Source organism: Brevibacterium sp. Lmc1 (assembly GCF_057654315.1).
Genome location: NZ_CM172803.1, coordinates 3,976,914 through 3,989,136 on the forward strand (window position 1 = coordinate 3,976,914; position 12,223 = coordinate 3,989,136).

Sequence of the window (12,223 nt, forward strand, 5' to 3'; positions counted from 1 at the left end):
GAACTTCCTCGAGATTACCAGCTCGACTTGGTAACGCCGGGCAACTCGCCGTTGTGTGCCATTTCGCGGAAGCGAACTCGCGAGAGTCCGAACTTCCGGAGGTAGCCACGCGGACGACCATCCACCTGGTCGCGGTTGCGAACGCGAACCGGCGAAGCATCGCGGGGAAGCTTCTGCAGTGCGAGGCGTGCTTCCTCGCGCTGCTCATCGGTGGAATCGGGGTGGGTCAGCTGACGCTTGAGAGTCGCGCGGCGCTCTGCATAGCGTTCAACGATGACGCGACGCTGCTTGTCTTTTGCGATCTTTGACTTCTTAGCCATGTGCGCTCAGCGCTCCTCTCGGAAATCGACGTGCTTGCGGACTACGGGATCGTACTTCTTGAGCACGATGCGGTCCGGGGTGTTGCGGCGGTTCTTGCGGGTCACGTAGGTGAACCCGGTGCCGGCCGTCGACTTGAGCTTGATGATGGGACGAACATCCTGTGCCTTAGCCATCAGAGCTTCACTCCCTTGGCGATGAGTTCGTTGACCACAGCGTCGATTCCGCGAGCGTCGATGACCTTGATGCCCTTAGCGGACAGGGTCAGCGTGACGTTGCGGCGCAGCGACGGAACGTAGTAGCGCTTTTTCTGAATGTTCGGGTTGAAGCGGCGCTTCGTGCGGCGCTTCGAGTGGGACACGTTGTGTCCGAAACCGGGGACTGCCCCGGTTACCTGGCAGGTTGCTGCCATGTCTCTCCTCCAGTTCACAAGTTACCGACTCTCGAAACAAGCCCCTGCGGGATTGCACTTGCGTGCCCTCTCCGCTTGCTTGCGCCGATGTCGGAAGACATCAACAAATTTTCTCGACTGTCACCGTGAAAATTGTGTACGCCAAAACAGGTCTGCCCGTTCGGGCGAGATGTCTCACCAGCGCTGAAGCCGTAGCCTGTGAGAGATGGCCGAAGCTGGAGTGCAGCGGTGGGTGAGCACCATGTGTGTCCTAGCAGATCGATCGGTGACCTGGCTGCTACGACACAACAAGAATCAATCTTACTGAGATGGCGGGCCGGAGGGCAAATTCATCCCGGTTTTCGCGGTGGGGTCTTCGTCACTGACATCGCCCACCTGGATGGGCTTGTGCGGTCGTCATCGATGCCCGGAGGGACCTTTGTCGACGCCCGGAGGGACTTTCACAGCTGGGGCCAAGCCAACTCGGTGATTTCCGCAGTAGGCTTTCGTCGGCAACGCGTCCTGTCGGCGATCCTGTTGAACGACTGCTCGACTCGTGCCAAGGTAAGTAGATGATTGCCACCACATCTGGCATTCAGGAGGACTGATGAGCGACGTTCCACAGAGGCCGCGCATTCGTCCGGCGACTAGCGACGACTGGCACAAGGGTTCAGGTGAACCTGCTGGTCAGACCCCGTCGTACGGGAATGACGCGGAACGTTCGTCTGCCGATTTCGACAACTCGACCTACTACGAGTACCTCGAACGGCACACGGGGGAACAGTCGATCTCGAAAGCTCGCAGCGGCAATGTCTTCGCCCCTGCCGGACGCTCACCCTTCGATGACGCTCACTCTGCCGGTTCCCACCAGTATGTGAATTCTCAGCAGTCTCAGCAGCCTGCCGGCGGTGGTGCCGGCAATGGCGTCGGCGGCTCGACACAGAATGGAGCCCAGACTCCTCCTTCCCCACAGTTTCCGCCCACCGTCCAAGACGATTCTTCCTCGCGCAATGGTCTGAAGATCGCTGTCGTCATCATCGTCATACTCATGGTTCTGGCCTTGGTGGGATTCTTCGGTATCCGGTGGCTCGCGCCGTCCTCGGGAACCGTCCCTGTGGATGTCGGATCCAGCGAGCCGGCCAGCCCGTCGCCCAGCCCTTCGGATGACCTTGTCCAACCGACGAAGAGCCCGGAAGACCAGCTCGACGCCTATACCGAAGAAGGCACCGAGAAAGCCGCTGACCTCGAAGGTGAGTGGGTGACTCAGGTGAGCGCGAAGAACGTCGGCCTCAAGGCCGACGGCAAGACCTGGTCAGCGCAGGACATCCTCAACGAGTACGAGGCCAACAAGGTCAAGTACCCGGGCGCAATCCTCATCCACAGCGGCGACTGGGCCTCGTACAGGGACGGCAGCTACTGGGTCACGGTCGTCGACACCGGCTACAGCAATCCGGAGCAGGCCCTCGACCAGTGCCGCTCGTGGGGTCTCGACCGCAACCACTGCATCGCCAAGCGACTCGTCAAAGACGGCAGCCCCAAGGACAACAGCGCCTACCTCGACGGGTAGACCGCACCGTCGGACCGGCCGGAGCACATGCAGGTCTGCCCCTCGACGAGCATCCCGCTCAGTGCTTCAACTGCATCGTCAGCAGGTGGTAGCTCAGCGTCTTTCCATGTCCGTCGAGGTGGCTGACTCCCGTGACACCCCTGCCCAGCATTCCCTTGAGTTCAAAACTCATGGCGTTCAGCCGCGGCAATAGACAGCGGCGGACTCGCGAGACCGGCAGCCCGAAGTGATGCGCCACTGCCTCCTCGGTGACCGCGCGACTCAGCACGGAGAATTGGGCCCCTTCACGGGCAATGACACCGAGGATGAGCGTATCCCCTTTGTCTCCGGTCCTGACTGTGGCCAGGTCATCGACGGTGAGCATGTGCTCAGACTTCGCGGCCATCAGACGCCTCCTCATGGTCAGTCAGTTCGTCGGCGTGAATGACGGAGACCTTCGTGAGTGCACGCGGCAGCGAACACGATTTGACACTGAGGCTCTCCCGAACGGACGTCCTTGCGCCGCCTCCTCCCGCCGGCCCGTTGGTATAGAGCGCCTCGACCTCGGCTCCGATCGCAGAGGCGCGTCTGCGGCTCTGAGCAGCTCCTGCCACCCGCAGTCGCACTTCGGGCGGATCTGCCACATCGCTGAGACCTCTGAAGCTGGCTCCGGCGCCGATGAACTCTACCGAGAGTTCGGATTCCCGATATCCGTGTATGCGCTCCAACCGACGTACGACGATGTCTGCCGCGAGCTGGGCACGCAACAGAGCCCGCGGGCCGGCATAGGTGATCTGTCCTTCTGCTTCCCACCCGCCGAGGTAGCCCAATGTCACCTTGAGCTCGACTGGTGCGGCAACTCCTTTTCCACCAGTTACAGCGATCCGGTCGGACCCGACCTCTCGGAGTACTGTTCCAGTGAAGTCTGCGACCACGTCCGGGGTGACGTAGGCACCGGGGTCGGCCACTTCGTAGAGCAGCTGCTCCGTGCAGGTCCGGACGGTGACGGCGCCTCCGGTACCCGCGAGCTTCCCAATGACGGCGTCGCCGCTGGGTGAGACATCGGCGTAAGGGAAGCCGAGACGGTCCAACCCTGCCACGGGCTTCGTCATCGGGTCGGCGAAGTATCCACCGGTGACCTGGCCTCCGCATTCGAGGAGGTGGCCGATGACAGTGGCCTGCCCGATGAGGTCGGAATCGTCGTCCGACCAGGAGAAGCTGTGGCTCAGCGGCCCGACGTACAGCGAGGGATCGGCAACTCTGCCGGTGATGACGATGCGTGCACCTTCGTCGAGCGCACGTCGGATGCCGGATGCGCCGAGGTAGGCGTTGGCAGAAGCGAGCCGGGGCTCCGAGCTGGCAGCCGGTTGGGAGTCTTCCCACCTAAGGGGATCCGTCGCAAGCACTTGGTCGAGCACATCGTCACCGATGACAACTGCCACCGGCATGTCAATGCCCATGTCGTCGAGAAGCCCAGCGACGGCGCGCCCTGCTGTAAGCGGATTCGCTGCTCCGCCATTGGTGATGATGCGAGTTCCGTTGGCCGAGCAGTGCGGTGCGGTGAGCCGGATCCTATCGAGCAGAGTCGGATCGTAGCCCGCAGAGGGGTCATTCAGCCGGGCTTTCTGAGCGTTCGCGACCGTCCGTTCGCCGAGGAGCTCGAAGACGAGGAAGTCGAGATGCCCAAGCTGCGCGAGCTCGAGGGCCGGGTCGAGACGGTCGCCGGCGAACCCTGCTCCCGATCCGATGCGAACTGTCCCAGGTTCTGGCGGATCAGCTTCTCTGGCCGTTGAGCCCAGATCCTGTGCTTTTACGATACCCACAGCGGAATCACTCCTAGTGCGATGGCGACGATGGTGACGACGATGCTGACCAGCCACAGCCAGCCGGTGGCGCGGATGATGTGCTTGCCGATCGGGACCCCGGCTAAGCCGACAAGCAGATAGAAGGAGCCGGTCAACGGGCTGATGGGGAAGCCCAGTGTCTCCTGCCCGATGATCGATGCCTGACCGAGGACGACCGGATCGATGCCGTAGGTGCTGCCGACGCTCGCCAGCACGGGCAAGAGCCCGAAATAGTATGCGTCCGGGCCGAACAGCAGACTCATCGGCACGCCGAGCACAGCGACGATGATCGGCAACACCGGCATGACGCCGGCGGGAAGCACAGCGGTCGCCGACTTGGCCATCGCCTCGATCATTCCGCTTTCGTCGAGCACTCCCAAGAGCACACCCGCTGCCAACAGAGTGCTGGCCATGAGCATGCATGATTTGGCGTTGAGGTCGAACTGTTCGGACTGACCCGCCATTCCGCGATGGTTGATCAGCAGAGCGAGAATCGTTGCAACCATAAAGGTCAGTGCGGGTGAGATCACGCCAGTCATCATCGTCGCCAAGGCAGCGACGAGCACGACACCATTGAGGACGAGCGACAGCACCGTCGGCCCCGCCTCCGCTGGACCGCGAGTGGAGTTCGAATCACCCGCAACATCGGTTCCGTCGGGTGAGCCCGATCCCGCCGTCTGGTCGGTTCCAGCCGTTTCCTCCGAACCCTGTGCTGATCGGATTGTGCTGGATGCCTCCGCCGAACGGCCGGCTTCTGCAGCCGACGTCGCTGCGACCATCACCGAGTCGGCAGAGTCGTCAGCAGGCACCCGGTCGAGCCGCTTTGCTTCACGATGCCCGAGGTACCAAGCCACTGCCAGAGCCGCAATGATCCCAGCGATCTGAGCCGGGATGAGAGGGACCCACAAGTCGTTCGCATCGACCTTGATCGTTGCCGCCGCACGGGCAGTCGGCCCTCCCCAGGGCAACATGTTCATGACGCCGGCGCCCAGCGCCACGCACGTCGACAGCGTCAACCGGCTCATCCCGAGACGCTGGTAGAGCGGCAGCATGGCTGGGATCGTGACCAGGAACGTCGTCGCACCTGCACCGTCGAGGTGAACGACACATGCCAGAAGTGTGGTCGCAACGGCTACGTTGCGCGGTGAGGATCCGCCGAACCTGATGATCCGATCGATGATCGGGTCGAAGAACTTCGCATTGCGCAGGATTCCGAAGAAGACGATTGCGAAGATGAACATGACGACGACGTCTGCGACTCCCGCGATTCCGGCTGAGACGAATTCACTGATGTCGGTCGGCGACTGTCCGGCGATCAGCGCCGCGACGAGCGGCACTCCGGCCAATGCGACGACCGGAGAGACCTTCTGCGTGAGCAACAACGCCAGAATGATGAGCATGGTGACATAGCCGATAAGTGAAAGCACCTTTGATTCCCTTCTCGATGAACGTATTCATCCTCGTTGAGCATGAGTAGGACCGTCCAATATCCGTTGCGGCTAGACTCATGATTTATGGTTATCAATCTGTCCTTGCACCACCTGCGAGCAATCGAAGCGGTGCAGCGCACGGAGAGTTTCACCCGTGCGGCCGAGGAGATCGAGGTCAGCCAGCCGGCTCTCAGCCGTACCGTCGCGGAGGCAGAGCGACGCATCGGCACACAACTGTTCGAGCGCACTACCCGCAAGGTCACCGCAACGGTTACCGGCACCGAAGTGGCACTGTACGCCGCACACGCAGTTCGCTCGTTCGACTCGGCATTGGAACGGATCTCCGGCTTCGTCACCGGCAGTTCGGGGCAGGTGAGAATCGCCTGCCTGCCATCGTTGGCAGCAACCGGTTTGCCCGAGGTCGTTCACGCGTTTCGCCGGGAGTTCCCGGAGGTCGAACTCGTCATCCGTGATGCGGCTCAGGATCAGGTCGTGCCGATGGTGACCGAAGGGACGGTGGACATCGGCCTCGTCGCCTTCACGGACTCTCTCCCTGCCGATCTGGCAGTGACTCCATTCCTGTCCGATCCTTTCGTCGCAATCGTTCCACGCGGTCATCGATTGGCTGCACGCGCATCTCTGCGGTGGGAGGAGTTCCACGGCGAAGAGTTCGTCGGCTTCAACTCCGTGACGAGCATCGCGCCGATGGTGCGGCGAACTCTGCTCAAGGCAGCAGCAGAACCCCATGAAGTGCAGACGGCAGATACGATTCCCGCGGTCGGCGGCATGGTGGCAGCAGGTATGGGCATCACCGCAGTACCGAGGTTGGTCGTCCCCCTGATGAATTTCAGCGATCTCGTCAGCATCCCGATCATGCCCACCATTGAACGCAAACTGGTGATCGCCTACCTTTCCGATGCTCCGCTCCCGCGCCCGGTCTTCAACTTCAAACAGCGACTGATCGAGTCAGCCGCCGAGTGACTGGCGAAACGCTGAAACGCCCCGGCTTCGCACTGTGCGAAGCCGGGGCGCTCAAGCTCCCGGAGCCGGTCAGAAGCCGGCGCCCGGGCGAGAATCAGGCCAACATCAGAATCGGGTCCTCCAGACCCCGGCCGACGTCGGCGAGGAACTTCGAGATGATCTCGCCGTCGACGACACGATGGTCGGCGCTGACCGACAGCGTGGTGATCTCGCGCGGAACGATCTCGTCGCCCACCACCCACGGCTTCTTCCGGACCTGTCCGAACGCGAGGATCGCGGCCTCACCAGGATTGATGATCGGCGTACCGGCATCGACTCCGAAGACACCGACATTCGTGATCGTGATCGTGCCCCCGGCCTGATCGGCCGGCGGCGTCTTGCCCGACCGCGCCAGAGCGGTGAGATCCTGAATGCCCTGCGCCAGTTCGCCCAGCCCCATGGCCTGCGCGTTCTTGATGTTCGGCACGATCAGTCCGCGCGGAGTGGCGGCCGCGATGCCGAGGTTGACGTACTTCTTCACGACGATCTCGTCGCCCTCGAGGCACGAGTTGATCCGCGGGTTGCGTCCCACGGCCCACGCCACTGCCTTGGCGACGATGAGCAGAGGCGAGACCTTGACGTCCTCGCCCAGGAACTTCGTCGACTTCAGCCGGCGGACCATCGCCATCGTCTCGGTGACGTCGACGTCGAGGAATTCGGTGACGTGCGGCATCGTGAATGCTGAATCGACCATGGCCTTCGCCATCATCTTCGTCACGCCCTTGAACGGGATCCGCTCTTCGAGCGCTCCCTGATCACTCGCCGAGGCGGCCGCCGGTGCCGTCGCACCCGACGTGGGAGCGGCGGTCTGGTTGGCGGCGGCGTGCACATCGTCGCGCGTGACGTCCCCGCGGGGCCCGGTCGGTGTCACCTGGGAGAGGTCGACGCCCAGATCCTTCGCGAGCTTCCGCACGGGCGGCTTCGCCAGCGGCTTGCTCGGTGACGCGGGAGCCGAAGCGGACTGCGACTGCGCTGCCGGAGCAGGTGCCGACGCCGACTGTGCCTGAGCCGCCGGAGCCGCGGCCGGTGCAGGCGCGGCCGCCTCCGCAGCCTGGGCAGCTGAGGCAACCGGGGCAGCCGACGCTGCGGGAGCGGCGGGAGCGGGGACGGAAGCGCCCTTCCGCGGACGCCGCTTCGACGACGTCTCCTTCGCTCCATAACCGACGAGAGTGGCTCCGCCGTCGGCATCACCGGAGGCATCGACCGACTTCTCAGCCGAACCGGAAGTCGGCGCATCAGCGGAGGCGGGGGCCGCCTCGGTGTTGGCATCATCTCCGCCGAACCGGATGATCGGGGTGCCGACCTCGATGGTCTGGCCCTCCTCGACAAGGAGCGCACCGACGGTGCCGGCCTGCGGACTGGGCAGCTCGACGAGCGATTTCGCGGTCTCGATCTCGACGAGAATCTGGTTGACGGTGACAGTGTCGCCGGGGGCGACCTTCCACGCGACGATGTCGGCCTCGGTCAGGCCCTCACCGACGTCGGGAAGAGGAAATTCGAATGACATTCTTGACTCTCCTCGAAATCAGTAGGACAGGGCCCGATCGACACCATCGAAGATGCGATCGAGGTCGGGCAGGTAGTGCTCTTCCATCCGCGAACCGGGGTACGGGGTGTGGTAGCCGCCGACCCGGATGACCGGGGCTTCGAGGTTGAAGAAGCAGCGTTCGGTGATGCGCGCGGCGATCTCCGAACCCAGCCCCAGGAAGGTTGGAGCCTCATGGGCGACGACCAGTCGGCCGGTCTTCGTCACGGACTTCTCGATCGCGGTGAAGTCGATCGGGTTGAGGCTGCGCAGGTCGATGAGTTCGACGCTCTTGCCTTCCTCGGCGGCCGCGGTGACCACGTCCTGCGCGGTCGGCACCAGCGGGCCGTAGGCGACGAGGGTGACGTCGGTGCCTTCGGACACGACGCGGGCGTCATGCATGCCCAGCTCGCCTCGGGCCGACGTGTCGACGTCCCCGCGCATCCAGTAGCGACGCTTGGGTTCGAAGAACATCACCGGATCCTCGCTCTTGATTGCGTCCTGGATCATCCAGTACGCGTCATGAGCGTTCGACGGGGATATGAGCCGCAGTCCCGCATGGTGGGCGAACACGGTCTCGGGGCTCTCCGAATGGTGCTCGGGTGAGCCGATGCCGCCGCCGTAGGGCACGCGGATGACCAACGGGATGTTCTCTTTGCCCAGGGTGCGGTTGTACAGCTTCGCCACCTGGGTGACGATCTGGTCATAGGCCGGGAAGATGAACGCGTCGAACTGGATCTCGATGACGGGACGGTAGCCGCGGATGGCCATGCCGATCGAGGTGCCGACGATGCCGGATTCGGCCAGCGGGGCATCGATGACACGCTGCGGACCGAAGTCCTTCTGCAGACCCTCGGTGACGCGGAAGACGCCGCCGAGTTTGCCGATGTCCTCGCCGATGAGGACGACCTTCGGGTCGTCCTCCATGGCCTTGCGCATTCCGGCGGTGATCGCCTTCGAGAGGGGAAGTTTCTCCATCAGGCCTCACCCGCATCGGCGAACGAGGCCTGGTATGCCAGGAATTCGGCACGTTCCTCGTCGACGAGGGAGTGGGGTTCCGCGGTGACATGGGCGAACATCTCGACGCCGTCGGGGTTCTCCATGGTCATGCAGTTGTGGCGGATGCGGGCGGCGAGGGTGTCGGCCTCGGCGTCCACCTCGGCGAAGAATTCGTCGCTGGTCTCGGTGTGCTTGCCCAGGTAGGCCTTGAGGCGGGTGATCGGGTCGCGGTCCTCCCAGATCTCCTCTTCGGCCTTGTCGCGGTACTTCGTCGGATCATCGGCCGTGGTGTGGGCGCCGCGACGATAGGTGAAGGCTTCGATGAGCATCGGGCCGTGGCCGGCGCGCACGGAGTCGAGGCTGGCGCGGGCCACGGAGTACATCGCGATGATGTCGTTGCCGTCGACGCGGATGCCGGGGACTCCGAATCCTTCGCCGCGGGTCGACAGCGGGGCTGCGGACTGGACGTGAGTGGGTTCGGAGATGGCCCACTGGTTGTTCTGGCAGAAGAACAGAACCGGGGCGTGGAAGGCTCCGGCGAAAGTCAGCGCCTCGGAGACGTCGCCCTGCGAGGTCGCACCATCGCCGAAGCAGGCGATGGAGACAGTGTCGCGTTCGATGTCGCCGGTGCCGACGTCGCCGTCCATGGAGATGCCCATGGCGTAGCCGGTGGCGTGCAGGGCCTGCGAGCCGATGACGATGGTGTAGGTGTGGAAGCGGTGCTCCTGCGGATCCCAGCCGCCGTGGTTCTGACCGCGGAAGATGCTGAGCAGGGTTTCGGGTTCGACACCGCGGGTGTAGGCGAGGCCGTGTTCGCGGTAGGTGGGGAAGACGAAGTCTTGGGGGCGAGCGGCCCGTCCCATGCCGATCTGGGCTGCTTCCTGTCCGAACAGAGGTGCCCACAGGCCCAACTGTCCCTGACGCTGCAGAGCAGCTCCTTCGGCGTCGATGCGGCGGACCAGGACCATATCCCGGTAGAAGCCGCGCAGATCCTCATCGGTGAGTTCTGCTGCGAAGGCATCGTACTCACCGGATTCGACGCGGTTTCCGTCTTCGGTGAGCATCTGGATCATTCTGGGCTCCGAGGACTGACTGTGGGCAGCGCCGGTTCCCACTGAAATGTTGGAGGTCATTTCAGTTCTCCTTTGTTCGAGGTCCATCTTCACCGGAGGTGACCAGTGGTGGACCGTGTCCGTCGGGCAGGCCCTCGGATGTGAGAACTCGCCCTCGAGTGATCTGATTCACAGGTGATATCACAATACCGAATCCACTCACTGCTTGCCACTCTCCCCATGCGGTTCGAGTATCAAAAGTGCAGGTCAGGAACAGACTATGGCCCGAGCTCGACACATGTGGCCGAGTTCCAAAGCGTTCCGTGGACAATTGTCGATCACGGCAGAGATGCTCCATCGTCCGACCAATGCACATCCGAGCACCGAGGCGGCCCTTCTTCGGGAGGTCGTGCGCGGGTTTCGCACGATCCCATCGCTCGCCGGGGCGGCCCATCTTCGGGAGATCGAGTGCAGGTCCCATGAGCTCCGTTGGTGCACCGGGGTGTCCCATCGTTTCGATGCCGAGTGCCGTTCCGCGAAACCGAGTTCAATGACGTCTGCGCTTGCCCTGGTAGTCGCGCGTCTTCCCGAGATCACCGGTGAAGAAGCCTGAGTTCTTCGAGGTGAAACGGTCGACTGCGGAATTCCCGCCCTTCAGCAGCAGTCCGATCGAGGCCGCATAGGCGACGGACGAGTGCGCTGCCCCGGCCGAGGCGAACATCGCATCGAGTTCGGCATCGGTCTTGTCCGCCAGTTCGGGGACCTTGCGCAGTTCGTCGGGGTCGTAGTCGACAGTGATCGTCGACCAGTTCTTCGTCGCCGGGTTCTCATTGCCGTCGAGATCGGGGACGAGGTCCTGTTCGTGCTCGATCGAAAGCACGTCGATTCCCGAATCGATGGCGAAATCGGAGACCGGAGCACCGACCGTCATCAGGGCAGTGACGTTGACATCGTCGAGGAACGCGGGGTCCGCGGCCAGAGAGCCTGCGGTGATTCCTCCCTGCGAATATCCGACGAGCATGACCTCGGCGCCGCGACCGATCCCGGCATCGGCGATCGCCTGGCGCACCATTTCGCGCATCACGGTGTCGTTGCCGGCCATGCCCTGCACGTTGGTCGTCAGGTCCGTCGTATTGTCACCCGACTTCGGAGACCAGTCGGTGGTGGCCGGGACGTAGACGATATAGCGGGTCGTCCCATCGGGTCCGACGACCTCTTCGATGCGGACCTGTCCGGAATCGGCTCCGCGGTGGCAGTTCGCTTCGCGGGAGAAGAGGTCTTCGACGTCACGCGGCGGTTCTTTGTGCGGAGCAGTCAGACCTTTCGCCCTCCATACCTCGACATCGGAGGGCAGCAGCAGTCCGAACGCGTTCGCACCTGCCAGGACCCAGATCGTCATCGACGTCGAGTCGTGCGGCCAGAACGCGTGATCGCCTTCGGAGTCGAGGATGAATGGAGGCAGCCCGAAGAATCCGACGACGAAGCCCGGCAGCACATGCTCGATGACGGCCCCGGTGACGTCGGACTGTTCGAACGCGAACGTGATCAGCGCTTCCTTCGCTTTCGCCTTCGTCTTGCCTAGGTCGATGCCGAACTGCTTGGTGATGACATCGTCGAGTCCGGTGACGTCGAGGATCTTCGTGGCCACGACGACCTGGGCGCCGACGACGAGCGCAACGGGAATGATGACGGGCAGGCTGAGCGCGATGATGCGACCGGTCGCGTAGCCGAGAGCGTCGAGCAGTCCGCCGAAGACTTCGCTGATGCCCTTCTCCGCCTGCCGGTAGGCGAAGGCAGCGGCTCGAACGGCGAGCAGTGTGGCCTCGAGTTCGAGCACCGAGGCGGTCAGCTGGGCGTGGAACCGGATCCGGCAGGCATCGAGGTTGAGCGCCGTCACCGGGGCGGGGACCTGGGTGAGCAGGGTCGCGAGGTCGAAGTCTCCGACAGCGGCGTCGACGGACAGATCACCGATATCGGCGATGACGCTCTGCAGTGCGTCTCCGCTGCCGTCGGCGCGTTCGTCGACGGTGATCCGACCGCCTCCGCGGGTCGTCGAGTCGATCATCGCGGGTCTCCTCTCATGCCCCGGTCGCTGCCG

Annotated in this window: 12 protein-coding genes; 2 read left to right on the forward strand and 10 right to left on the reverse strand. The window is 63.5% G+C overall.

Annotated elements, in window-relative coordinates:
• Positions 1–14: 14 nt before the first annotated feature.
• Genes rpsN through rpmB form a run of 3 tightly spaced genes read right to left on the reverse strand, consistent with a single transcriptional unit; the run spans position 15 to position 730 of the window.
• Positions 15–320, reverse strand: coding sequence for a 30S ribosomal protein S14 (rpsN, locus tag AC239G_RS17825; RefSeq protein WP_025779151.1), 306 nt, complete (start codon positions 318–320; stop codon positions 15–17).
• 6 nt (positions 321–326) lie between these two features.
• Entirely contained in the window at positions 327–494 is a 168-nt protein-coding gene (gene rpmG, locus AC239G_RS17830; protein ID WP_039211931.1) for a 50S ribosomal protein L33, read from the reverse strand.
• Positions 494–730, reverse strand: coding sequence for a 50S ribosomal protein L28 (gene rpmB / locus AC239G_RS17835; RefSeq protein ID WP_025779147.1), 237 nt, complete (start codon positions 728–730; stop codon positions 494–496). The genes rpmG and rpmB overlap by 1 nt, the downstream gene beginning before the upstream one ends.
• A gap of 586 nt (positions 731–1,316) precedes the next feature.
• Here rpmB and AC239G_RS17840 point away from each other — a divergent pair.
• Entirely contained in the window at positions 1,317–2,276 is a 960-nt protein-coding gene (locus tag AC239G_RS17840) for a protein kinase (RefSeq protein ID WP_139467451.1), read from the forward strand.
• A gap of 58 nt (positions 2,277–2,334) precedes the next feature.
• On the opposite strand, the gene AC239G_RS17845 is transcribed toward AC239G_RS17840, so the two are convergent.
• The 3 genes from AC239G_RS17845 to AC239G_RS17855 are packed head-to-tail and all read right to left on the reverse strand — an operon-like array spanning position 2,335 to position 5,526.
• The gene (locus tag AC239G_RS17845) at positions 2,335–2,661 is read right to left on the reverse strand and encodes an AtuA-related protein (RefSeq protein ID WP_229664082.1); all 327 of its coding nucleotides are present in this window, start codon (positions 2,659–2,661) and stop codon (positions 2,335–2,337) included.
• The gene (locus tag AC239G_RS17850) at positions 2,645–4,078 is read right to left on the reverse strand and encodes an acyclic terpene utilization AtuA family protein (protein WP_248283854.1); all 1,434 of its coding nucleotides are present in this window, start codon (positions 4,076–4,078) and stop codon (positions 2,645–2,647) included. The genes AC239G_RS17845 and AC239G_RS17850 overlap by 17 nt, the downstream gene beginning before the upstream one ends.
• Complete coding sequence (locus AC239G_RS17855) at positions 4,066–5,526, reverse strand: CitMHS family transporter (RefSeq protein ID WP_139467452.1); 1,461 nt, start codon at positions 5,524–5,526, stop codon at positions 4,066–4,068. Before AC239G_RS17855 ends, AC239G_RS17850 begins: the two co-directional genes overlap by 13 nt.
• 87 nt (positions 5,527–5,613) lie before the next feature.
• Between AC239G_RS17855 and AC239G_RS17860 the strand changes: the two genes are divergently transcribed.
• On the forward strand, positions 5,614–6,510 hold the full coding sequence (locus tag AC239G_RS17860; RefSeq protein WP_139467453.1) for a LysR family transcriptional regulator: 897 nt from the start codon (positions 5,614–5,616) through the stop codon (positions 6,508–6,510).
• A 94-nt stretch (positions 6,511–6,604) separates the two neighbouring features.
• On the opposite strand, the gene AC239G_RS17865 is transcribed toward AC239G_RS17860, so the two are convergent.
• The 4 genes from AC239G_RS17865 to AC239G_RS17880 form a co-directional block, all read right to left on the reverse strand.
• On the reverse strand, positions 6,605–8,056 hold the full coding sequence (locus tag AC239G_RS17865) for a dihydrolipoamide acetyltransferase family protein (RefSeq protein ID WP_487489433.1): 1,452 nt from the start codon (positions 8,054–8,056) through the stop codon (positions 6,605–6,607).
• Positions 8,057–8,074: 18 nt separating this feature from the next.
• The gene (locus tag AC239G_RS17870) at positions 8,075–9,052 is read right to left on the reverse strand and encodes an alpha-ketoacid dehydrogenase subunit beta (RefSeq protein ID WP_139467455.1); all 978 of its coding nucleotides are present in this window, start codon (positions 9,050–9,052) and stop codon (positions 8,075–8,077) included.
• A complete protein-coding gene (gene pdhA / locus AC239G_RS17875; protein ID WP_139467456.1) occupies positions 9,052–10,206 on the reverse strand; it encodes a pyruvate dehydrogenase (acetyl-transferring) E1 component subunit alpha in 1,155 nt (384 codons plus the stop codon). Before pdhA ends, AC239G_RS17870 begins: the two co-directional genes overlap by 1 nt.
• A gap of 466 nt (positions 10,207–10,672) precedes the next feature.
• Positions 10,673–12,190 (reverse strand): hypothetical protein, encoded by a 1,518-nt coding sequence (locus tag AC239G_RS17880; protein WP_458310406.1) that lies wholly within the window; start codon positions 12,188–12,190, stop codon positions 10,673–10,675.
• Positions 12,191–12,223: the final 33 nt, after the last annotated feature.

Coding starts and splice junctions, on each gene's coding strand:
- rpsN (WP_025779151.1), bottom strand. CDS start 320: ATGGCTAAGAAGTCAAAGATCGCAAAAGACAAGCAGCGTCGCGTCATC.
- pdhA (WP_139467456.1), bottom strand. CDS start 10,206: ATGACCTCCAACATTTCAGTGGGAACCGGCGCTGCCCACAGTCAGTCC.
- AC239G_RS17880 (WP_458310406.1), bottom strand. CDS start 12,190: ATGATCGACTCGACGACCCGCGGAGGCGGTCGGATCACCGTCGACGAA.
- rpmB (WP_025779147.1), bottom strand. CDS start 730: ATGGCAGCAACCTGCCAGGTAACCGGGGCAGTCCCCGGTTTCGGACAC.
- AC239G_RS17870 (WP_139467455.1), bottom strand. CDS start 9,052: ATGGAGAAACTTCCCCTCTCGAAGGCGATCACCGCCGGAATGCGCAAG.
- AC239G_RS17840 (WP_139467451.1), top strand. CDS start 1,317: ATGAGCGACGTTCCACAGAGGCCGCGCATTCGTCCGGCGACTAGCGAC.
- AC239G_RS17860 (WP_139467453.1), top strand. CDS start 5,614: ATGGTTATCAATCTGTCCTTGCACCACCTGCGAGCAATCGAAGCGGTG.
- AC239G_RS17845 (WP_229664082.1), bottom strand. CDS start 2,661: ATGGCCGCGAAGTCTGAGCACATGCTCACCGTCGATGACCTGGCCACA.
- rpmG (WP_039211931.1), bottom strand. CDS start 494: ATGGCTAAGGCACAGGATGTTCGTCCCATCATCAAGCTCAAGTCGACG.
- AC239G_RS17865 (WP_487489433.1), bottom strand. CDS start 8,056: ATGTCATTCGAATTTCCTCTTCCCGACGTCGGTGAGGGCCTGACCGAG.